18 protein-coding genes are annotated in these 21,669 nt (G+C 70.7%); 9 read left to right on the top strand and 9 right to left on the bottom strand.

The window, feature by feature from the left end; translation table 11 throughout:
• Nucleotides 1-211 precede the first annotated feature (211 nt).
• From gyrB to dnaA, 6 genes are all read right to left on the bottom strand, one after another.
• Entirely contained in the window at nucleotides 212-2,185 is a 1,974-nt protein-coding gene (gene gyrB / locus LCD33_RS18200; RefSeq protein ID WP_224957018.1) for a DNA topoisomerase (ATP-hydrolyzing) subunit B, read from the bottom strand.
• Between the two features lie 341 nt (nucleotides 2,186-2,526).
• On the bottom strand, nucleotides 2,527-3,108 hold the full coding sequence (locus LCD33_RS18195) for a DUF721 domain-containing protein (RefSeq protein ID WP_224957020.1): 582 nt from the start codon (nucleotides 3,106-3,108) through the stop codon (nucleotides 2,527-2,529).
• A 102-nt stretch (nucleotides 3,109-3,210) separates the two neighbouring features.
• Nucleotides 3,211-4,386: a DNA replication/repair protein RecF gene (gene recF, locus LCD33_RS18190; protein WP_224957021.1), complete on the bottom strand. Its 1,176-nt coding sequence runs from the start codon at nucleotides 4,384-4,386 to the stop codon at nucleotides 3,211-3,213.
• A gap of 115 nt (nucleotides 4,387-4,501) precedes the next feature.
• A complete protein-coding gene (gene gnd, locus LCD33_RS18185; protein ID WP_224957034.1) occupies nucleotides 4,502-5,455 on the bottom strand; it encodes a phosphogluconate dehydrogenase (NAD(+)-dependent, decarboxylating) in 954 nt (317 codons plus the stop codon).
• Nucleotides 5,456-5,498: 43 nt separating this feature from the next.
• Nucleotides 5,499-6,623: a DNA polymerase III subunit beta gene (gene dnaN / locus LCD33_RS18180; RefSeq protein ID WP_224957022.1), complete on the bottom strand. Its 1,125-nt coding sequence runs from the start codon at nucleotides 6,621-6,623 to the stop codon at nucleotides 5,499-5,501.
• A gap of 1,836 nt (nucleotides 6,624-8,459) precedes the next feature.
• Nucleotides 8,460-10,364: a chromosomal replication initiator protein DnaA gene (dnaA, locus tag LCD33_RS18175; protein ID WP_224978071.1), complete on the bottom strand. Its 1,905-nt coding sequence runs from the start codon at nucleotides 10,362-10,364 to the stop codon at nucleotides 8,460-8,462.
• A gap of 623 nt (nucleotides 10,365-10,987) precedes the next feature.
• Here dnaA and rpmH point away from each other — a divergent pair.
• The 8 genes from rpmH (at nucleotide 10,988) to LCD33_RS18135 (ending at nucleotide 16,738) form a co-directional block, all read left to right on the top strand.
• Nucleotides 10,988-11,131, top strand: a complete 144-nt coding sequence (rpmH, locus tag LCD33_RS18170; RefSeq protein ID WP_224957024.1) for a 50S ribosomal protein L34 — start codon at nucleotides 10,988-10,990, stop codon at nucleotides 11,129-11,131.
• A 10-nt stretch (nucleotides 11,132-11,141) separates the two neighbouring features.
• Nucleotides 11,142-11,696: a ribonuclease P protein component gene (gene rnpA / locus LCD33_RS18165; protein WP_224957025.1), complete on the top strand. Its 555-nt coding sequence runs from the start codon at nucleotides 11,142-11,144 to the stop codon at nucleotides 11,694-11,696.
• Between the two features lie 19 nt (nucleotides 11,697-11,715).
• On the top strand, nucleotides 11,716-12,039 hold the full coding sequence (yidD, locus tag LCD33_RS18160; protein WP_224957026.1) for a membrane protein insertion efficiency factor YidD: 324 nt from the start codon (nucleotides 11,716-11,718) through the stop codon (nucleotides 12,037-12,039).
• Nucleotides 12,039-13,100 (top strand): membrane protein insertase YidC, encoded by a 1,062-nt coding sequence (gene yidC, locus LCD33_RS18155; RefSeq protein ID WP_224957027.1) that lies wholly within the window; start codon nucleotides 12,039-12,041, stop codon nucleotides 13,098-13,100. The genes yidD and yidC overlap by 1 nt, the downstream gene beginning before the upstream one ends.
• 34 nt (nucleotides 13,101-13,134) lie before the next feature.
• Nucleotides 13,135-13,683 (top strand): R3H domain-containing nucleic acid-binding protein, encoded by a 549-nt coding sequence (locus tag LCD33_RS18150; RefSeq protein ID WP_224957029.1) that lies wholly within the window; start codon nucleotides 13,135-13,137, stop codon nucleotides 13,681-13,683.
• 324 nt (nucleotides 13,684-14,007) lie between these two features.
• Nucleotides 14,008-14,718 carry a 16S rRNA (guanine(527)-N(7))-methyltransferase RsmG gene (rsmG, locus tag LCD33_RS18145; RefSeq protein ID WP_224957030.1) on the top strand — a complete coding sequence of 237 codons (711 nt, stop codon included), beginning with the start codon at nucleotides 14,008-14,010 and terminating at the stop codon, nucleotides 14,716-14,718.
• Nucleotides 14,719-14,861: 143 nt separating this feature from the next.
• Complete coding sequence (locus LCD33_RS18140) at nucleotides 14,862-15,719, top strand: ParA family protein (protein WP_224957031.1); 858 nt, start codon at nucleotides 14,862-14,864, stop codon at nucleotides 15,717-15,719.
• Nucleotides 15,716-16,738, top strand: a complete 1,023-nt coding sequence (locus tag LCD33_RS18135; protein WP_224957032.1) for a ParB/RepB/Spo0J family partition protein — start codon at nucleotides 15,716-15,718, stop codon at nucleotides 16,736-16,738. The genes LCD33_RS18140 and LCD33_RS18135 overlap by 4 nt, the downstream gene beginning before the upstream one ends.
• 288 nt (nucleotides 16,739-17,026) lie before the next feature.
• On the opposite strand, the gene LCD33_RS18130 is transcribed toward LCD33_RS18135, so the two are convergent.
• Both LCD33_RS18130 and LCD33_RS18125 read right to left on the bottom strand, forming a co-directional pair.
• Nucleotides 17,027-17,977 (bottom strand): D-alanine--D-alanine ligase, encoded by a 951-nt coding sequence (locus LCD33_RS18130; protein WP_224957033.1) that lies wholly within the window; start codon nucleotides 17,975-17,977, stop codon nucleotides 17,027-17,029.
• A gap of 82 nt (nucleotides 17,978-18,059) precedes the next feature.
• Nucleotides 18,060-19,424: a PLP-dependent aminotransferase family protein gene (locus LCD33_RS18125; protein WP_224978070.1), complete on the bottom strand. Its 1,365-nt coding sequence runs from the start codon at nucleotides 19,422-19,424 to the stop codon at nucleotides 18,060-18,062.
• Between the two features lie 268 nt (nucleotides 19,425-19,692).
• Here LCD33_RS18125 and LCD33_RS18120 point away from each other — a divergent pair, with 268 nt between their 5' ends.
• Complete coding sequence (locus tag LCD33_RS18120; RefSeq protein ID WP_224957036.1) at nucleotides 19,693-20,313, top strand: GNAT family N-acetyltransferase; 621 nt, start codon at nucleotides 19,693-19,695, stop codon at nucleotides 20,311-20,313.
• A gap of 46 nt (nucleotides 20,314-20,359) precedes the next feature.
• Here LCD33_RS18120 and LCD33_RS18115 read toward each other — a convergent pair whose 3' ends face one another.
• Complete coding sequence (locus LCD33_RS18115) at nucleotides 20,360-21,517, bottom strand: N-acetylmuramoyl-L-alanine amidase (protein WP_224957037.1); 1,158 nt, start codon at nucleotides 21,515-21,517, stop codon at nucleotides 20,360-20,362.
• Nucleotides 21,518-21,669 lie beyond the last annotated feature (152 nt).

The following is a 21,669-nucleotide window of genomic DNA, read 5'->3' as shown; positions in this document are numbered from 1 at the left end:
CCACCGGTGAACGTTCCCGCAGCGGGACGGCCAACCGGGGTTCCGCCAGGCTCGGCGCGAGGCGGGTTCGGCAGCGGGGGGGGGGGGGGGGGGGGGGGGGGGGGGGGGGGGGGGGGGGGGGGCGCCGGGGGGGGGGGCGGGGGGGCGCGGGGTGCCGGGCGCGGTGGCCCGGCGACGGCGGTCGATCCCGTCCGTGCTGGCGGGTCCGGGATCAGACGTCGAGGAAGCCGACGTCCTTGGCGTTGCGCACGATGAACGAGCGGCGCGCCTCGACGTCCTCGCCCATGAGCACGCTGAACAGCTCGTCGGCGGTGGCGGCGTCGTCCAGCGAGACCTGCATGAGCAGCCGGGTGTCCGGGTCCATGGTGGTCTCCCACAGCTCCTGCGGGTTCATCTCGCCGAGACCCTTGTAGCGCTGGATGCCGTCGTCCTTCGGCAGCTTGCGGCCGGCCGCCGCGCCCGCCTCCAGCAGCCCGTCGCGCTCGCGGTCGGAGTAGGCGAACTCCGGCTCCGAGCGCGGCCACTTGATCTTGTAGAGCGGCGGGCGGGCCAGGTAGACGTGCCCGTTCTCGATCAGCGGGCGCATGAACCGGAACAGCAGGGTCAGCAGCAGCGTCCGGATGTGCTGGCCGTCGACGTCGGCGTCGGCCATCAGCACGATCTTGTGGTACCGCAGCTTCGAGAGGTCGAACTCGTCGTGGATGCCGGTGCCCAGCGCGGTGATGATCGACTGGACCTCGTTGTTCTTGAGGACCTTGTCGATCCGCGCCTTCTCCACGTTGATGATCTTGCCGCGGATCGGCAGGATCGCCTGGAAGCGCGACTCCCGGCCGTCCTTCGCCGAACCGCCCGCGGAGTCGCCCTCCACGATGTAGAGCTCGCACTCGTCGGGCTGGTTGGACTGGCAGTCCTTCAGCTTGCCGGGCAGGCCGCCGATGTCCATCGCGCTCTTGCGCCGGACCAGTTCCTTCGCCCGGCGGGCCGCCATCCGCGCCTGCGCCGAACCGACCGCCTTGTTGATGATCGTCTTGGCGTCGGCGGGGTTGCGCTCGAACCAGTCGTTGAGCCACTCGAAGGACGCCGTCTGCACGAACGACTTGACCTCGGTGTTGCCCAGCTTCGTCTTCGTCTGGCCCTCGAACTGCGGCTCCCGGACCTTCACCGACACGATCGCGGCGAGGCCCTCGCGGACGTCGTCACCGGTGAGGCTGCCGTCCTTCTCCTTGAGGAGCTTCTTCTCCTTCGCGTAGGCGTTGACCACGCGGGTCAGCGCCGAGCGGAAGCCCTCCTCGTGGGTACCGCCCTCGTGCGTGTTGATCGTGTTCGCGAAGGTGTAGACCGACTGGTTGTAGCCGGAGTTCCACTGCATCGCGACCTCGACCTCGACGCCGGTGCCGGAGGCGCTGAAGGCGACGGCTTTCTTGTGGATCGGCTCCTTCGTCGCGTTGATGTGCTTGACGAAGTCCTCAAGCCCGCCCGGGTAGTGGAAGGTCCGCTCCGAGGCGCGCGCCGACCGGCCGCCCGCGTCTTCGCCGGACTCGTCCTCCTCGGCGATGCGCTCATCGCGCAGCACGATGGTCAGCCCCTTGTTCAGGAACGCCATCTCCTGCAGGCGCCGCGACACCGTCTCCGCGTTGTAGCGGGTGGTCTCGAAGATGTTCGGGTCCGCCCAGAAGGTGATCGAGGTACCGGTGCGCTTGGTGCCCTCGCCCTTCTGCACGTCGCTGACCGGCTTGGAGTCCTCGTAGCGCTGGCGCCACACGCTGCCGTCGCGGTAGATCTCCGCTTCCAGCGCGGACGAGAGGGCGTTCACCACCGACACGCCGACGCCGTGCAGACCACCGGAGACGGCGTACGAGTCGCCGCCGAACTTGCCGCCCGCGTGCAGCACGGTGAGCACGACCTCCAAGGTCGGCTTCTTCTCCACGGGGTGCATGTCCACCGGGATGCCGCGGCCGTCGTCGGTGACGCGGACGCCGCCGTCGGCCAGCAGGGTCACCTCGACGGTCGTCGCGTAACCGGCCATCGCCTCGTCGACGGAGTTGTCCACCACCTCCCACACGAGGTGGTGCAGGCCGCGCTCACCGGTGGAACCGATGTACATGCCGGGACGCTTGCGGACGGCTTCCAAGCCCTCAAGCACGGTGATGGACGACGCGCTGTATTCGTTCTTCTTCGATGCCACGGGCCTCGGTGTCTCCTCGAACCGGCAATGTGTCTGGGTGGCCCGGCCGCGTCGGCGACCGCCCTGCGGCGCCCGCGCACGGGCGCCCACCACGGCGGGCACGGCTCGTCGTCCGGTCCTGGGCACGGCCGCGACCGGCGGTCGAAGCGCGGTGCGGACGTGCGGGCCGGGCGTCCGGCGGCGCAGGACGCCGCACCCACCCTGACGATTCTACTGGGTGTCCCCGACAGGAGTGCGGCAAGGACACCCCTGAATTCCTCACAGAGCCGAGAACTCGGATCGGGACACCATCCGAGACCCGCGAGCGCGTCCGCGCGGCTCCTGCGCGGGCTCGTCGGGGCTCAGCCGTAGGTGTCCCGCGGCCCGCGGCCGGGGACGTGCCGGGGCCCGTGCCGCCAGCTCGGTGCAGCCGGGCCCTGCACCTTGATCTTGCGGACCACGCCCTTGCCCACCCCGTCGGCGATGCGCTGCAGGATCTGCCGCTGCAGCAGGCGCAGCTGGGTGGCCCACGCCGTCGACTCGGCCTGCACCGTCAGCTCCCCGTCGGAGAGCGCGACCGGCTTCGTGTGCTCCGCGATGTCCCCGCCGACCAGGCCGTTCCACCGCGCGAACACCTGCCCGCCGGAGAGCCGGTGGTTCCAGCCGTGCTCGGTGGCCAGCCGGGAGGCCAGCCTGCCCAGCGGCTGCGGATCCCGTTCGTCCGCGCCCGGCCCCGACCAGCGGCGGCGCCGGCGGGAACCACCGGAGCCCAGCACGCTGCGCCGGGTGCGGCGCTGCGACTTCGACTTCTCCTTCGCCGCCTGCAGCGCGGCCCGCGCCAGATCCGATCCGTGCAGCTCAGCGCCGTCGGAACCGGCCGCGGGAAGCTCCGCCGAGCCGGCCTCGGCGGCGTCCGATCGCTCCGCGCGCTCGCCCGATGTCATCGAGTTATCCACACCATCCACAGCCTTATCCCCAGTTGTGGGTAACTCCGGGGGATGACGTTCACCCTGCGTGTGCCGCGCTCACCGGCGGCGCCCGGCAACTCACCCGACACGGCGCACCTCCCCGTCGCGGACGTCGAAGCGGGTGCCCTTCAACTCCTCGGGCACGTCCTCCCCCACCGCCGCGGTGACCAGCACCTGCTCGGCACCGCCGACCAGTTCGGCCAGCCGCGAGCGGCGCCGCCGGTCCAGCTCGGCGAACACGTCGTCCAGGATCAGCACCGGCTCCGCGCCATCCTCGGTGAGCAGGTGGTACGAAGCCAGCCGCAACGCCAGCACGAACGACCACGATTCGCCGTGGCTCGCGTAGCCCTTCGCGGGCAGCTCGCCGAGCACCAGCTCCAGGTCGTCGCGGTGCGGCCCGACCAGCGACACCCCGCGCTCCAGCTCCTGGCCGCGCACCCGTTCCAGCTCCGCGAGCAGCGCCGACTCCAGCTCGGCCCGGTCGGCCCGCACGCCCTGCGGCACCCCGTACCCGGCGGGCAACGAGTCTCCGAGGCTGCTGCGGTAGCGCACGTCCGCGACCCGGCCGGCCGGCGCGCTGTCCGTCCCGGTCTCCGCCACGCTGGCATAAGCGCTGGTCACGTGCGGGGCGATGTCCGCCACCAGGTCCAGCCGGGCCGCCAGCAGGTCGGCGCCGTGCGCCGCGAGGTGCCCGTCCCAGACCTCCAGCGTCCGCAGGTCCGGCGCCGGACCGCCCCGGCGCGCCGCGCCCGCCGACTTCAGCAGCGCGCTGCGCTGGCGCAGCACCCGCTCGTAGTCCGCGCGCACCCCCGCGTACCGCGGCGACCGCGACACCAGCAGCTCGTCCAGGAACCGCCGCCGCTCCCCCGGGTCCCCGCGCACCACCGCCAAGTCCTCCGGCGCGAACAGCACGGTGCGCAGGATGCCCAGCACGTCGCGCGGCTTGCCCGGGGCACCGCGGTTGATCCGCGCCCGGTTCGCCTTGCCCGGCGTGATCTCCAGGTCGACCAGCAGCTCCCGGCCGCCGTTGACCACCGCCGCGCGCACGAACGCGCGCTGCGCGCCGTAGCGCACGAGCGGCGCATCGCTGGACACCCGGTGCGAGCCGAGCGTGGCGACGTACCCCAGCGCCTCGACCAGGTTCGTCTTGCCCTGGCCGTTGGACCCGACCAGCACGCTCGCCCCCGGTTCGAAGGCCAGGTCGGCCTGCGGCCACGAGCGGAAGTCGGTCACTTGCAGATGTCGGACGTACACAGCGCTCCACGGGATTTGGTCGCGCGGACGGCACCCGCGCGGCCGGGCACGTGGTGAGGTGACCCGCGCGGAGTCACCTCACCGACATGTCACCTTGTCGACACGGCGACCCGGCTCAGCCCTCGTTGGTCTCCACCGCGTGCCCGCCGAACTGGTTGCGCAGCGCGGCGACCGCCTTCATCGCGGGCGAGTCGTCCTGGCGGGAGGCGAACCGGGCGTAGAGCGCGGCGGTCATCACCGGGGTCGGCACCGCGTGGCGCACCGACTCCTCCACCGTCCAGCGGCCCTCGCCGGAGTCGGAGACGTAACCGCGCAGCTTCTGCAGCTCCGGGTCGTCGTCCATCGCGCGCACCAGCAGGTCCAGCAGCCAGGAGCGCACCACGGTGCCCCGGCTCCACGCCTTGATCGTCGCGGGCACGTCGGTCACCACGTCGGAGGCGGCGAGCAGTTCGAAGCCCTCGGCGTAGGCCTGCATCAGGCCGTACTCGATGCCGTTGTGCACCATCTTCGCGTAGTGCCCGGCACCGACCGGCCCGGCGTGCGCGAAGCCCTCCTCACGGGGACCTTCCGGCCGCAGCGCGTCGAAGATCGGCATGGCGCGCTCGATGTCGGCGGTGTCGCCGCCCGCCATCAGGCCGTAGCCGTTGGTGGCGCCCCACACGCCGCCGGACACGCCGACGTCGACGTACTTCACGCCGTGCTCGGCGAGTAGCGCCGCGTTTGCCTGGTCCTCGGTGAACTTGGAGTTCCCGCCCTCGATGACCAGGTCACCCGCGGAGAGCACCTCGGCGAGCGCCTCGATGGTCTGCTTCGTGGGCTCGCCGTGCGGAACCATGATCCACACGATCCGCGGGCCGGTGAGCCCGCCCGCCAGGTCCGCGATCGAAGCGACGTCGCTGACCTCTTGGTTCCGGTCGTAGCCGATGACCTCGTGCCCGGCGGCCCGCAGCCGCTCGCGCATGTTGAAACCCATTCGGCCGAGACCCACAAGTCCCAGTTGCACCGGATCTTCCCCTTCGAGACTGGTTGTTGCCCGGGCCGGCCGTTCGGACGCGGCCCGGTGCCGCATGTGATCGGCGCCCGGGCGGATCGCGGCGGGCACCGGGACCACCTCAGCCCGGCAGGCGCACCGGCATCAGCAGGTAGAGGTAGCCCTCGACCACCTCACCATCCTCCCCGACCGGCTTCAGCAGCGCGGGGCGGTTGGATGTGGTGAACAGCATCTGGGCCCGGTCGGTCTTGAGCGCGCCCAGGCCGTCGAGCAGGTACGTCGGGTTGAACGCGATGGTCAGGCCCTCGCCGGTGAGCTCGACGGGGAGCTCCTCTTCGGCGCTGCCCTCGTCGTCGCCGCCCGCGGTGAGCCGCAGCCCGGAGTCGGAGAACTCCAGCCGCACCTGGGTGCCGCGCTCGGCGACCAGCGACACGCGCTTGATCGCCTCGACCAGCGGGGCCACGTCGATGATCGCGGTGGCCGCCGTCTCGGACGGCAGCAGCTGGCGGTACTTCGGGAACTCCGCGTCCAGCAGCCGGGTGGTGTTCCGACGGGTCGAGCCGGACAGGCCGAGCAGGCCGTCGCCGGACGCCAGCGAGATCTCCACCTTGGTGCCGGAGCCGCCGAGGGTCTTCGCGGACTCGGCGAGCGTCTTGGCCGGCACGAGGATCGCGGTGTCGGCGATCGACTCGTCCGGTTCCCAGGTGAACTCGCGCATCGCGAGCCGGAACCGGTCGGTGGCGACCATCGTCAGCCGGTCCGCGTTGATCTCCATGCGGACGCCGGTGAGCATCGGCAGCGTGTCGTCCCGCCCGGCGGCGACCGCGACCTGGGCGACGGCGGCGGAGAACAGGTCGCCGGGGACCGCACCCGCGCGCTCCGGCATCGAGGGCAGCTCCGGGTAGTCCTCGACGGGCATGGTCGGCAGGCTGAACCGCGAGCTGCCGCAGGTGATCGTCACCCGCGAGCCGTCCACGGTGATCTCGACGGGCCGGTTCGGCAGCGACTTGGTGATGTCGGCCAGCAACCGCCCGGAGACCAGGGTCTTGCCGGTGGAGTCGATGGACGCCTCGGTCGTGACCTGAGCGGAGACCTCGTAGTCGAAACCGGAGATGGTCAGCGCTTCGCCGGAGCTCGCGTCCAGCAGCACCCCGCCCAGCACCGGAACCGGCGGCCGCGACGGCAGGCTGCGCGCGACCCAGGCGACGGCGTCGGCAAGACCGTCACGTTCCACGCGGATCTTCATCGATGTCCTTTCGGTTTCGGCCGAAGCCGGGTGCCGGGGAGAACGCTGCTGGCGCCGTGGGGGCGGCCAGCTCCGGGAGTGCTGTCGGTGCGGGGCTGTCGGGGGCCGGTGTTCCGTTGCGTCGCCCGGGGTGCGCGCCCGGAGGGCGGCACCTGCCGCGGGGCGCAGCGGAACCCGTCCCACGAGACGGCCACGAGCTCGCGGCTCCGGATCGGCCGTCGCGGGAGTTCCACCGTAGAGCGTTCGTCGCGATCGCCGCATCCGGGTCCGGGCTCTCGAAGCGCTCGTTCCGGCCGGCCTCGGCTCGGTTGTCCACTTGTCCACCGCCCCTCTCTCTTCTTTTTTTCTTCATTCAAAAGAAAAGAAAGAGAGCAGTAGTAGTAAGGGTTGTGGGTTGTGGGGATAACCCCCGTTTTGGCTGCTCACGACACCTGGACAGCTGTGGATGGGGACTGGGAGTAACCGGTGGATGGTCTGAACGAGTCGTGGGGAACTTCTGACCGACCCGAAGTTGTCCACATCGAGGCCATGTTGTCCACACCGCCATCCACAGCTGAACCCCCAGTTGTACCCAGCCCCTGCGGATGAGGGCCCCCTTTTCGGGCCTCCACCGATCGGGGTGTGGGCAGATCTGTGGGTTTCCTGTGTCCAACCGGGGTATGGCCTGTGGGCAGGTCGGGGATGGTTGTGCACAGCCTGTGCACGGATTGGGGAAAACTCCAGCTCAGGCCTGGGGATGGCGGAACTGTGGACAGGTCGACCTCGCGGCGGGTTTTCTGCTGGGAGATGAGGGCAAGGCCACTGCCCCCGCGCAGAAAAGTTCGCGCGATCCACACCCCGATCCACCGGTTCGAAGCGCTCCGGTGGCCGGCACGGGGGTCGAGGGGGCGGCGGAGCGGCGAAATCCGTGCGCTGAGCGACCGGTTGTGCGCAGACCGCTCGGAATCCGAGTTCTCCACAGGGTGTGCACGGCCGCCGGCGGCCTCCGGGGGCGCGTCGGGTCCGGTTCCGGGCGCGGATCTTTCTGTGAACGGTGGGTGCTGGGAGCCGACCGGTGCGGCAGAAAGGTTCGGCGGGCGTCTCGCGGTGGTCCGGCCGGCCGGGGCTCGCGGCGGCAGCGCTCGTGGGGACGGGGTTGCGGTGTGCCGGTGCGGCTTCGTCCGGTGCCGGTGCGGCTCTGGTGTGGTGGCGGTGCGGCGTGGCGAGCGATCGCGGCGCCTGCGGGCCGGAGCCGATTCCGCGTCGGCGCCGGACGGTCGGCCCGCGGAGATCTCGCGGGATCTTTCTGGCGGGGCGCCCGGGTCGCGTCCCCGGGGTGGAGCAGAAAGGTTCCGCGCGTCCGGCCGGGAGGTCGGGGTCCGGCCGCCGCGGATGCGCGAGGCGATCGGAACCGTTGGAGGGGGCGCGCCGGGCGGGTCGGGCGAACGCCGACCTCGGGGCGGCGCGTCCGGCTTCGCAGCTGTCCGTGCTCCGGGTCCCGCGCTCCGGGGACGCCGGCACCCGGAGGCTTCCGCGTCCGCAGCCGTGCGACCCGCAGCGCCGGCCCTCGTGCCGTGCTGTTGAAGATCCGCCGGCCCGCCGGTGCTGTCCGCCTCGTCGCGCTCCACGCTCGTGCACGGCCGCAGGTCGCTGCCGGACACGCAGGTCAGAGCTATCCGGCACGGCCGCGCCCGCCGGTTCCCGCGGCGCCGCGTCGGGCACCTCGGCGGCATCGTGACCAGTGATTACCGGCCACTCGCTAATACGATTGGAGCGTACGCCTCACCAGCAGGACGCAGTGCATCGGAGTCGATCAGCGCGGCGCGCTGACCTGCATGGACGCCAGGAGGAAGGGTCTCAGCCGCGCGACTGCTGCTTGATCCGGGACGTGAGCTCCTGCACCTGGTCGTACACCCGACGCCGCTCCGCCATCTCCTTGCGGATCTTCTTGTCCGCGTGCATGACCGTCGTGTGGTCCCGGCCGCCGAAGCTCTGCCCGATCTTCGGCAGCGACGAGTCGGTCAGCTCCCGGCACAGGTACATCGCGATCTGCCGCGCCTGCGCCAGCGCCTTCGTCTTCCCCGGCCCGCACAGGTCGTCGATCGTCACCGCGAAGTACTCGGCGGTGACGCCCATGATCGTCGGCGCGGTGATCTCGGGCGTCGCCGAATCGGGGATCAGATCGCGCAGCACGATCTCCGCCAGCTGCACGTCCACCGGCTGCCGGTTCAACGACGCGAACGCCGTCACCCGGATCAGCGCGCCCTCCAGCTCCCGGATGTTCCGCTCGATGCGGGCGGCGATGAACTCCAGCACCTCGGCGGGCGCCGCCATCCGGTCCTGCGCCGCCTTCTTCCGGAGGATCGCGATGCGCGTCTCCAGCTCCGGCGGCTGGATGTCCGTGATCAAGCCCCACTCGAACCGGGTGCGCAGCCGGTCCTCCAGCGTGCGCAGCCCCTTCGGCGGGCGGTCCGAGGACACCACGATCTGCTTGTTCGAATTGTGCAGCGTGTTGAAGGTGTGGAAGAACTCCTCCTGAGTACCTTCTTTGCCCTCCAGGAACTGGATGTCGTCGACCAGCAGCACGTCCACGTCGCGGTAGCGGCGCTGGAACGCCACCTGCCGGTCGTCGCGCAGCGAGTTGATGAAGTCGTTCGTGAACTCCTCGGTGGACACGTAGCGCACCCGCATCCCCGGGAACAACCGCTGCGTGTAGTGCCCCACCGCGTGCAGCAGGTGCGTCTTGCCCAGTCCGGACTCGCCCCAGATGAACAGCGGGTTGTACGCGCGCGCCGGTGCCTCCGCCGCCGCCACCGCGGCCGCGTGCGCGAACCGGTTGGAGGCGCCGATCACGAAGGTGTCGAAGGTGTACTTCGCGTTCAGCCTGGTCTGCGAGGTCGGCGGCGCGTGCTTCGGCGCGGTGAACGGCTGGCCCGGCTGGTGCTGCTCGGTGTGCTGGCCGCGGCCGAAGGTCGGCCACACGTTCGCCTCGGTCGGGGTGGCGTCCTCCTGGTCGGCGGACTCGTCCTCGGCGTCGGCCTCGTGGTCCTGCTCCACCGGCGCTTCCGGTGCCGCCGGCCACTGCTGCTCGGGCGCGCGGTCCGGTTCCGGCTGGTAGTCGGCGTAGCCGCCCTCGGCGGAGTACTTCTGCTCGGAGCTGTACTGCGCTTCCGGCGCGTACGGCGCGGCCGGGGAGTAGGAGGTCTCCGGCGCGATCCGGGAGTCCGGGGAGTGCTGCGCCTCCCGCGGCTGGTGGGTGTACGGCGAGCCGACCTGCTCGTTCGGCAGCGAACCGCTGATCGAACCGCCGTGCGCGGTGCTGCCGAAGGCCTCCGGCCGCCGCGGCGGTGCCGAGTAGTTCGAGGGTCCGGTCGCGATGTACGGGGAGGAGTCGTAGGCGATCCCGAACGTCGTGGGCCGCTCGGCCGGTTCGCCCCCCGCGCGGGCCGGCGGTTCCGGCCGGGCCTCGGGCGCGGCGAGCGGACGGGTCGGCGCGGGCACCGCGGTGTCCACCTTGACCGCGAGCGACACCTCCCGGCCCAAGCGGCGGGACAGCGCGTCGGTGATCGGGTCCCGCAGCGCGCGCTCGATCGCTTCCTTCGCGAAATCACTGGGAGCGGCCAGCAGTGCCGTACCATCCAGCAGGCCGATCGGGCGGGTCACGCGCATCCAAGCGCGTTGTTGCGGCGACAGCGTGCCCGAGGACAACTCCAGCACCACTTCGTCCCAGACCCGACCAAGCTCGGTTTGGTGGTCGGTCACCCCTGCGCTCCCCTCACCGGCACGTGACCCGCACCGTTGACTCCCACACCTCGGCAAGTGCGGCGTCGCCGGCGCGGAGTGATGAACTGGCTCCGCGCACGCCCGGACGAGGTGTCCACAGAGTTATCCACAGCTGTGCATGAAGGTACGGCAGCGAACCTCGGACGTGCCCCCTGGGTCCCCGCCGGTACCTGCGATCCTGGTGGTGCCCCTGCGTGCCGCGTCGATGCTCAGTGCGGACGGCGGCTCCCACGCCGCCGGGCGCGCATCGCAGGAGGGACAACCTAACAAGGTCGAGATCGCCTCACAAGGCGGGTGGTCCCGCCCTCCCGGGACCGCTCCGCCGGCTGCGGAACCCCCCGGTGCCCGGGCATCCGGGCAGGTGGCGTAGCCTCGTGCAGTCCCCCGCCGCACGAGCGGGAATGTCGCCGCGCTTGGATTTCGGCAGAGGTCCCGGCGCAGCGCGCGAGGCACCACCGGTGCCGCCGCGTGCAGACTCCCCTCGTTCCACCGGGGGGTGAGCTCGACACGATGGCCGCTACGGCGGGCGGGGACATCTTGACCGAGCCATCGGGCCGAGCACGTGCCTGTTCCAACGGGCCTGAAGTAACGGGAGATCCACCGTGAGCAAGGGCAAGCGCACCTTCCAACCGAACAACCGTCGCCGTGCCCGCAAGCACGGGTTCCGGCTGCGCATGCGCACCCGCGCCGGTCGCGCCATCGTGTCCGCGCGTCGCCGCAGGGGCCGTGCCTCGCTGACCGCCTGATCATCGGTTCGTGCTGCCCGCGGCCGCCCGGCTGACCTCCAGCCAGGAATTTCGCCTGGCGGTCCGTCGTGGCCGCCGTGCGGGGCGCGCCCGATTGGTGGTGCACCTGCTGGTGCCGAACGCGGCGCCCCGGACCGAGGTCCGCGGCGCCGCCGTTGAACGCGCCCACCAGGTGAACCGCGAGGGCGGGGACCGGCACGACGGGACCACGGCGGCGCACCCCGCGTCGAGCGAGCTCGCGGGGCGCGCCGAGCCGAACCCGGCGTCCGCGGCGGGACCGCGGTCGGACTCGGACATCGAACCCACTCGGGACACCGGCGAACCGGCCCGCGTGGGTTTTGTCGTGAGCAAGGCCGTCGGGAACGCGGTGCTGCGGCACCGCGTCACCAGGCGGCTCCGGCACCTGATGCGCGACCGCCTCGACGCGTTGCCCGCTGGCACACTGGTGGTGGTGCGTGCACTTCCCCCGGCCGCGACCGCATCGAGCAGCGATCTCGGATCGGATCTCGACGCGGCGCTGCGCAAGCTGCGCGTGGTGCGCGGTGGTCCGGTGACGGGTCCCTAGATGGCGCTGGAGGCCCCGGATGTCGGACACGCAGGACAGCGGTGAGCGGGTTCGTCCGAGCCCGGCCGCATGGCTGCTGCTCGGCCCGGTGCACGTCTACCGGAAGATCATCTCGCCGTTGCTGCCGCCGACCTGCCGGTTCTACCCCAGCTGCAGCGCCTATGCGGTCGAAGCGCTGACCGTGCACGGAGCGCTCTACGGCAGCTGGCTCACCGTGCGGCGGTTGTTGCGGTGCGGCCCCTGGCATCCCGGCGGCTTCGACTACGTCCCATCCCGGCGGGGCCGCGCCGGCGGGCCGGCGGCCGAGCCGGGCGAAGCGCCCCGACCCCCCGCGGAGGACTAGTGCTCGACTTCATCAACTACCCGGTCTCGGCGATCCTCTGGTTCTGGCACGAGGTCTTCGGCTTCGTGCTGGACCCGGCCAGCGGGTACGCCTGGGCGCTGTCCGTGGTCTTCCTCGTCTTCACCCTGCGGGCGCTGCTGTTCAAGCCGTTCGTGCACCAGGTGCGCTCGATGAAGAAGATGCAGGAGTTCGCTCCGCAGGTCCGCGCGCTCCAGGAGAAGTACGGGCACGACAAGCAGCAGCTCGCGCAGGAGATGCAGAAGCTCCAGCAGGAGCAGGGCTTCAACCCGATCTCCGGCTGCCTGCCGATGCTGGTGCAGGTGCCGGTGTTCTTCGGCCTGTTCCACGTGCTCAACGGGTTCCGCCCCGGCGCGCCGTCGAACTTCGTGTTCGGCCCGGAGGACGTCGCCTCGTTCGTGTCCGCCGACCTGTTCGGCGCGAAGCTGTCGAACACGATCAGCCAGGCCCCCGAGGTGCTCGCGACCTTCGGAACCGACCGCCCGTCGATGCTGGTGGTCGGTGTCCCGCTGATGGTCGCCGCGGCCATCGCCACCCACTTCACCTCCCGGCACTCGGTGCAGCGGCAGACGCCGGAAGCGGCCGCGAACCCGCAGACCGAGATCATGAACCGCATGGTGCTGTGGGTCTTCCCGATGTTCGCCATCATCGGCGGCCCGTTCCTCCCGCTGGCGATCCTGCTCTACTGGCTGGCCAACAACTTCTGGACCCTGGGGCAGCAGCGCATCGTCTACAGCCGCATCGACCGCGAGGAAGCGGTGGCCGCGGCGGCCGTCGTCGACGGCACCACCGTCACCGCTTCGACCGCCGAGCCTGCGGCCTCTGCGCCCTCTGCCGCGTCGACCGCCGAGACCACCGAGGCCGCCGCGCCCGCGGCGATCGAGGCGAAGCCGGCCGCCGCGGAGTCGGACGAGAGCGCGACCCAGGACGCGACCGAGGCCCCCTCCCCCGCGCGCCCGGCCGCCGACGCAGACCAACCCGGTGATGCCTCCGGGGTGTTCGAAGACCGTTCCCGCGACAGCCGGCCGGGCGAGTCCCGCTGACCGACGTCGCGTACCCCTGGAGAGGAGACGCCCAGTGTCTGAAACCGTGCAGGAGCCGACCAAGGTCGAGGAGTCGGCGGAGTCCGCGCCGAACACGGACCAGGAGCGCAGCAATACCGAGACGTTGCTCGTCCAGGAGGGCGACGTGGCCGGTGACTACCTGGAGCGGCTGCTCGACCTGCTGGACTACGACGGGGACATCGACCTCGACGTGGAGGCCGGTCGTGCGGTGGTGAGCATCGACGGCGGTGGCGATCTGGAGAAGTTGGTCGGCTCGCGCGGCCAGGTGCTGGAAGCGCTCCAGGAGCTGACCCGGCTCGCCGTGCAGCAGGACACCGGCGTGCGCAGCCGTCTCATGCTGGACGTGGCCGGGTGGCGCGCGGGTCGACGCGAGGAGCTCAGCGACCTCGGTCGCACCACGGCGGAAGAGGTGCTGTCCTCCGGCGAGGAGACCCGCCTCCGTCCGATGACCCCGTTCGAGCGGAAGATCATCCACGACGCGGTCGCGGCGGTGGACGGCGTGCACAGCGAGAGCGAAGGCGAAGAGCCGAACCGGAAGGTCGTCGTCTACAAGTCGAACTGACCTCCCCTCCCCCGCGGTGAACGCGGGGTCGAACGCAGACGCCCGGTCGGGATCTCCTCGGCCGGGCGTTCTTGCGTCCGCACGTCGTCCCGCGCGGAACCGGGCAGCCGGATCCGCCGTGTTTCACGTGAAACCAGGCGCGGGAGCAAGACCGACTTCGGGCTGAGATGATGATGCGGGTCGCGCGGGCCGCCTGTGCCGAGTCCGCGTTTCACGTGAAACCAGTGCGCCGATCATCGAGCCCGTTCCACGTGAAACAACTCCGTACCGACTTGGTGGACGCGCCCCGTTTCACGTGAAACAACGACAGCAGGGTGGAAGACTGTGACCGCAGCAGAAGGTGATCCGATCCCGGTTCCGGAGGCCGCGCGAGCGGTGTTCGGCGATCGTCTTCCGGGAGCGGAGCGGTTCGCGACGATGCTCGCCGAGCAAGGCGTGCGGCGAGGATTGATCGGCCCGCGGGAACTCCCCCGTATTTGGGACCGCCATCTGTTGAACTCTGCGGTACTCGCGGAGTTGCTGCCACCGAATTGCCGTGTCGTGGACGTAGGCTCAGGGGCGGGGCTGCCGGGCATTCCGCTGGCGATCGCTCGCCCCGATGTCGAGCTGGTTCTGCTGGAGCCGATGGCTCGACGAGTGGCCTGGCTGCGGGAAGTCATCGAGGAACTGGATCTCTCCGTCGAGGTGGTGCGTGGGCGTGCCGAGGAAGGCCCGGTACGTGATCGGCTCGCCGATCAGGACGTGGTCACCGCGCGCGCCGTGGCGCCGTTGGAACGGCTCTCGGCCTGGTGCCTCCCCCTGTTGCGTCCCGGCGGACGGTTGCTGGCGTTGAAGGGATCGACCGCTGCGGAAGAGCTGGAACGCGATGCGGCCGCCGTCCAGGCGGTGGGTGGCAGCCCCGGTGAAGTGTTGTCGTGCGGCGACAACGTGCTCGATGTGCCGACGACGGTCGTCGTCGTGGAGCGGGTATCTCAGAAAGCGCCCGGTCGGCGTCGTGACGGCGGCCGCAGAGCGAGGAAGGATCGTGGACGGTGACGGAGTCGAACGGAGCGGATCGTGTTTCACGTGAAACGAAGGGGCGCGTGATGGGTTCCATGCGTTTCCCTTCCAGCGCGGAAGAACGCGGTCAGCAAGCGAGTGAGGCCTTCCCGGCGGATGGCGTGGGCTGGACTCCGATCATGGAAGAGGCCCAGCGGGCGACCCGGGTGCTGCACCCCGAGACGATGCAGCTCCCCCGCCCGGATCGGCGGCGCATCCTCACCGTCGCCAACCAGAAGGGCGGCGTCGGCAAGACGACGAGCACGGTGAACCTGGCCGCCGGGCTGGCGGTGCAGGGGCTGAAGGTGCTCGTGATCGACCTCGACCCGCAGGGCAACGCCAGCACCGCGCTCGGCGTGGACCACCGGTCTGGAGTCCCCTCGGTGTACGAGGTGCTCCTCGGTGAGATCAGCATCGCGGACGCCGCGGCGCAGAGCACCGAATCGCCGAACCTGTACTGCGTGCCGGCGACGCTCGACCTGGCCGGCTCGGAGATCGAACTGGTGTCGATGGTCGCCCGGGAAGGGCGGCTCAAGGAGGCGCTGAAGTCCGAGGCGATCGAGCAGATCGCGCCCGACTACGTCTTCATCGACTGCCCGCCTTCGCTCGGCCTGCTCACGGTGAACGCGATGGTGGCCGCGCACGAGGTGCTGATCCCGATCCAGTGCGAGTACTACGCGCTGGAGGGTCTCGGGCAGCTGCTGCGCAACATCGAGCTGGTGCAGGCTCACTTGAACCCGGCGCTGTGGGTGTCCACGATCCTGCTGACGATGTACGACGGCCGCACCAAGCTGGCGGACCAGGTGACCAACGAGGTGCGCGGTCACTTCGGGGAGCTCACGCTGCGGACGGTCATCCCGCGCAGCGTGAAGATCTCGGAAGCGCCCGGGTTCGGCAAGACGGTGCTGAACTACGATCCCGGTTCGCGGGGTTCGATGAGCTACCTGGATGCGGCGAAGGAGATCGCCGAGCGGGGTGTGGAGAGGAAGACGGCATGACCGAACGCAAGGGTGGTCTGGGGCGCGGCCTCGCGGCGCTGATCCCGAGCGGTCCTCCCGCGGAGAGCGGCGGCTCGACCGGAGTCTCCGTGCGCGGCGCCGGCTTCACCCCACCTCCCTCCCCCGCTCCGGGGGACGGCGCGAGCGCGCCAGAGCCGGTTTCACGTGAAACAAGCGGCGGAACGGTGGCGGGTGCGACCTACCGGGAGGTCGTGACCGCGTCCATCACGCCGAATCCGCGGCAGCCGCGGCAGGTCTTCGACGAAGAGGCGCTGTCCGAGCTGGAGCACTCGATCCGCGAGTTCGGGCTGATGCAGCCGATCGTGGTGCGGGAGATCGAGTCCGGCCAGTACGAGCTCATCATGGGCGAGCGCCGCTGGCGCGCCTCGCAGCGCGCCGGCCTGGAGGTCATCCCGGCGATCGTCCGCGAGACGGCGGACGACGCGCTGCTGCGGGACGCCCTGCTGGAGAACATCCACCGGGTGCAGCTGAACCCGCTCGAAGAGGCGGCCGCGTACCAGCAGCTGCTGGACGAGTTCGACGTGACGCACGACGAGCTGGCGGAGCGGATCGGTCGCAGCCGTCCGGTCATCACCAACACGATCCGCCTGCTCCGGCTGCCGATGCCGGTGCAGCGCCGGGTCGCGGCCGGGGTGCTGTCGGCGGGGCACGCGCGGGCACTGCTCGCCTTGGACGACGCGGGCGGCCAGGAGGAGCTGGCATCGCGGATCATCGCCGAGGGGTTGTCCGTGCGGGCGACCGAGGAGGCGGTGACGCTCAAGAAGAGCGAGGGGCCGGCGAAGCAGAAGGCGGCGCCGCGGAAGCAGCTGCAGTCCCCCGGTTTGCAGGGACTCGCGGAGAAGCTGTCCGACCGCTTCGACACGAAGGTCAAGGTCGATCTGGGCAAGCGGAAGGGCCGGATCGTCGTGGAGTTCGGTTCGGTCGACGACTTGGAGCGGTTGGCCGAGTTGTTGTTGCCGGGTGAGGCCGAAAAGCTCCGCGAAATCCGGGAGGGATGACACCGGGGCCTTTCGTCACGGTGACGATCACCGTTTTGCCCTGTTCATCCGGTTTGCTGGAGCGGCCGCCACCGACGACCGCTCTCCCTCCTCCGCGGTCCGGCGGGCCCGACATCGCTCAGGCCCGACGCCGATCACTTCGGCTCCGCGGATCCGCCAATGCGTAGGTCGACCCCGGAACGAAGAAGAGCCGCCCATGTCGTGACATCGGCGGCTCCTGCTTGAGCGGCGAACTGCGCGTCGGGTCAGCGAACTCGACCCACTCGCTGTTTCACGTGAAACATGCGATCAGTTGCCGCGAGCGATCGCCTTCTCCACCAGTCCGGCGAACACCTCGCCGAGGGACCGGTCGGCGGCTTCCACCGCCATCGGGAACAGCGAGGTCTCGGTCAGTCCCGGCGACACGTTCACTTCGAGGAAGTGCGGCACCCCGTGCTGATCGATGATCGCGTCGGTGCGGGACACGTCGCGCAGCCCCAGCAGCCGGTGCGCCGAGACCGCCAGCTCCCCCGCCCGGGTCGCGACGTCCGGTGCCAGATCGGCTGGGGCCTCGTAGCTGGTGAGCCCCGCGGTGTAGCGCGCGGTGTAGTCGTACACGCCGTCGGCTGCTTCGATCCGCACCGCGGGCAACGCCTCCGGCCCGTCCGCGGTGTCGACGACGCTGATCGCCACCTCGACGCCTTCGACGAACTGCTCGACGAGCACGGTGTCGCCGTAGGCCAGCGCACCCACCATCGCCGAGGGCAGTTCCGAGGCATCCCGGACGACCCGGGCGCCGAGCGCCGATCCGCCCTGGTCCGGCTTCAACATCAGCGGCAGGCCGAGCTTGGCCACCAGCGCGTCCAGCACCGCCTGCGCCCCGAGTTCGCGGAACGTGGCGTGCGGCAGCACCACCCAGTCCGGGGTGCTGAGGCCCGCGCGCGCCAGCTCGGCCTTGGCGGTCGGCTTGTCCCACGCGCGGCGGCAGGCGCGCGGGTCGGTGCCCACGTACGGGACGCCGAGCATGTCCAGCACGGACTGCACCGCGCCGTTCTCCCCTTCACCACCGTGCAGCGCGATGACCACGGCATCCGGCCGTTCGTCCTGGACGCGTGCGAGGAGGCGGGAGTCCGCGTCCCACTCCCCCACGGTCATTCCGACGGAGCGCAGCGCGGTGGACAACCGCCTCCCGGAGCGCAACGACACTTCGCGCTCGTGCGACAGCCCACCGGACAGCACGGCGACCCAACGATCGGACACTGGTCGAACTCCCCTGAAAGTAAGAGTCCACTGCGCACCAGGTGCGCAGTGGACCGATCGAATCGTGCGGCAGGACCCGAGGTTACGCCGTGTCGGGAGAGGGAGCTTCGGGCCCGGACACCGCGCGCTGCGGCACGGTGCCGAAGGTCCGCACCAGCTCCATCTCGTCGGTCAGCGTGTTCGCGAGCCTGCGGACGCCTTCCCGGATGCGTTCCGGCGTCGGGTAGCAGTAGGACAGCCGCATCTGCCGGGCCCCGAACGAGTCCGCGTAGAAGCCGGTGCCGGAGGCGTACGCGACCCGCTGGGTCACGGCGCGCGGCAGCATCGCCTTGGTGTCCACGCCTTCCGGGGCGGTGAGCCACACGTAGAACCCGCCGTCGGGCTTGGTCCAGGTGCAGCCGACCGGCATGTGCTGCTCCAGGGCGCCGAGCATCGCGTCGCGGCGCTCCCGGTACTGCTCGCGGAAGGTCTTGATCTGGCCCTTCCAGTCGTGCGTGGTGAGGTAGCGGGACACGATCATCTGGTTCAGCGTGGGCGGGCACAGCGTCGCCGATTCAGCGGCGAGCACCAGCTTCTCCCGCACCGCGTGCGGGGCGAGCACCCAGCCGACGCGGAGCCCGGAAGCGAAGGTCTTGGAGAACGAGCCGAGGTAGACCACGTTCTCCGGATCGAGGCTGCGCAGCGCCGGGTAGGTCTGCCCGTCGAAGCCGAGCAGGCCGTACGGGTTGTCCTCGAGCACCAGGATGTCGTGCTTGCGGCAGATCTCGAGGATCTCGGCGCGGCGCTCCACGGCGAGCGTGACGCCGCCGGGGTTGTGGAAGTTCGGGATGGTGTAGAGGAACTTGATGCGTTCGCCGCGCGCGGTGACCTCGGCGATCGCGTGCCGCAGCGCCTCGGGCTGGAGGCCGTCGTCGTCCATCGCGACGTGCACGACCTTGGCCTGGTAGGCGGCGAAGGAGCCGAGCGCACCGACGTAGGACGGTCCTTCGGCGAGGACCACGTCGCCCGGGTCGCAGAACAGCCTGGTCACCATGTCCAGCGCCATCTGGGAACCGACGGTGACCATCAGGTCGTCCGGGTGACCGGTGATCCCCTCGGCGGCCATGATCTCGCAGATCTGCTCGCGCAGCTCCGGCACGCCGTGCGCGGAGCCGTACTGCAGCGCGGCTTGGCCGTCATCGGCGATGAGCCGGGCGACCTCGGTGGCGAGCGAGTCCAGCGGTAGCGCGGCGAGGTTCGGCATGCCGCCGGCGAGCGAGACGACCTCGGGCCGGCTGGCCACGGCGAACAGTGCCCGGATCTCCGATGCGGTCATGCCTGCGGTCCGCTGGGCGTAGCGGTCGCGGTGCGCGTCGAGGTTGCGCGCCGCTCCTGCCTGCTGGACCGCTGCCTCCTGCTGGGGGCCGGGCTGCTGCTGATCGGTCGGGTTGCTGCCGTGATCGGACATTCCGCGCTCCGGTGGATCGGGTGTGCGCTGTAGTGATCGTCTCCTGTTACCGCTAGGTGACGGTCGCGCGAGTCTATCTGTGCTATCGCGTCCGGCGGTGGCTTGTGTAACGGGCGCCTCGCACAAACCGGCTTGACGGTAACCCATCTCACCATTCCGGGGGACACTGGGAAGGACGAGATGCTTCCGGCGCTCGGTGGGGTCGGCTTATCCTTGCGGCACCCCACCTGCCGTGCGTGGGTTCTGGCGGATTGCAGGGGAGGTCAGGGTGTCGCGACGCGTCGTAGGCGTCACGCTGGACAACCTCGACCACTTGCCACCGAAGTGCCGTCGCTGCGTGTTCTGGGAACTCGCGCCGCACATCCGGGAGCAGGCCGAGGAGTTCGGCGAAACCGGTCTCGAGAAGGAGGCCTGGGTCTCCAACGTGCTGCTGGACTGGGGGTCCTGCGGCCGGGTGCTCTACGTCGACGAGGTCCCCGCCGGTTACGCCCTCTACGCCCCGCCTGCCGCGGTGCCGCGGGCCGCGGCGTTCCCGTCCGGGCCGGTCAGCGCGGACGCGGTGCTGCTCACGGCACTGCGGGTGATGCCGGACTTCGAGCACGGCGGCCTGGGCCGGGTGCTGCTGCAGAACGTGGCGAAGGACCTGACGAAGCGCGGCGTGCGCGCGATCGAGGCGTTCGGGGACCTGCACGAGGAGACCGACAGCTGCGTGGTGCCCGCCGGGTTCTTGCAGCAGGTCGGGTTCAAGACGGTCCGGCAGCACCCGAAGTGGCCGCGGCTGCGGTTGGAGCTGCGCACCGCGATCTCCTGGAAGGAAGACGTCGAAGCAGCGCTCGAACGGCTGCTCAGCACGGTGTCGGTGAAAACGGCGGAGCCGGCCCTCGGGTGAGCCGTCGAGTCCGGTGCGGCGACCGGCTCCGCGCTGCGGGCGGTGCTCAGGCGCCTTCGGCGCGGGTGAGCTCGTGCCGAAGCAGGTCGTCGAAGGTGAAGGTGCCCGTCGGCTGATCGTCCTTGCCGAGCAGGTAGAGCCGCTTCACCGCGACCAGCAAGCCCTCGGCGATGATGTCGCGGAACGCCGGGTCGAGCAGCCGCCGCCGGTCCTCCGGGTTGGTCAGGTAGCCGATCTCGGTGCGCACCGCGGGCATCCGGGTGAGGCGCAGGACTTCCCACGTCTTCGGGTGGATGCGGCAGTCGAGCATGCCGGTGCGGGCCACGATCTCGCGCTGCAGGAAACCGGCCAGCGCCTCCCCCACCGTGGAGGTGGTGCCGTTCCCGGTGCCGAAGTGGAAGCTGGCGACGCCCTGCGCGGCCGGTGCCGCGTTGGCGTCCATGTGCAGCGACAGGAACAGGTCGGCGCCCGCCTCGTTGGCGAACCCGGCGCGGTCGGCTTCCGGCGGGCAGGAGTGCGGCCCGCGGGTGATCAGCGCTTCCATCCCGGTGGCGACCATGCGGCCTTCGAGCCTGCGCGCCAGGTCCCAGGCGATGTCGGCTTCGTTGACACCGCCGACGGCGACGCCGCGGTCGGTGCCGCCGTGCCCGGGGTCGAGCACGATGCGCTTGCCGCGCAGCAGCGGCCCGGCGCGGCGCACCTTCTCCTGTTCCCGCAGGTAGACCGGCCTGCCGCCGCGGACCTTGGGGGCGAGCTGCTTGAGCGCGCGCAGCGTGCCCGGCCCGCAGATGCCGTCGGCGTTGAGCCCGTAGTCGCGCTGGAAGCTGCGCAGCGCGTGCTCGGTCTGCCAGCCGAAGATGCCGTCGGGCCTGCCCGCGTCGAAGCCGAGTTCGAGCAGCCGCTCCTGCAGGGCGAACACGTCGTCCCCGCTGACCGGTTTGGACACCAGGTAGGCCAGCGATCGGTCACCGAGCCGCCAGCGCGCGTCGATCAGCGCGCGGTAGGTGGCAGGACCGACGACCCCGTCGGTGATCAGTCCGCGTCGTTGCTGGAAGACGCGCACCGCGTGTTCCACCGCTGCGTCGAAGTGCGCGGGACCGGACGCGGTTCCGTTTGGGGGGGCCGGTAGGAGACCCAGCGCAGCAAGGGTGTTCCTGATCTCGGCAACGGCCGGACCGACGTCACCGCGGTGGAGCAGCTGCATGCACTCCTCGCTCGATTCAGGCGCCGGACGGATCCCGGCGCGTAGGACGGTCGTACTCCCCCGAATGTCCACTTTTGGGTGGAAGGGTTCGGATGCGAACCCACCGGCTCATTGTGCCTTGCCTGCAATGCAGCGGCGCTGCGGGCCGCTCG

The organism is Saccharopolyspora sp. 7B (genome assembly GCF_020177435.1).
GTDB lineage: Bacteria > Actinomycetota > Actinomycetes > Mycobacteriales > Pseudonocardiaceae > Saccharopolyspora_C > Saccharopolyspora_C gregorii.
This window is presented reverse-complemented; position numbering and strand designations above follow the sequence as displayed.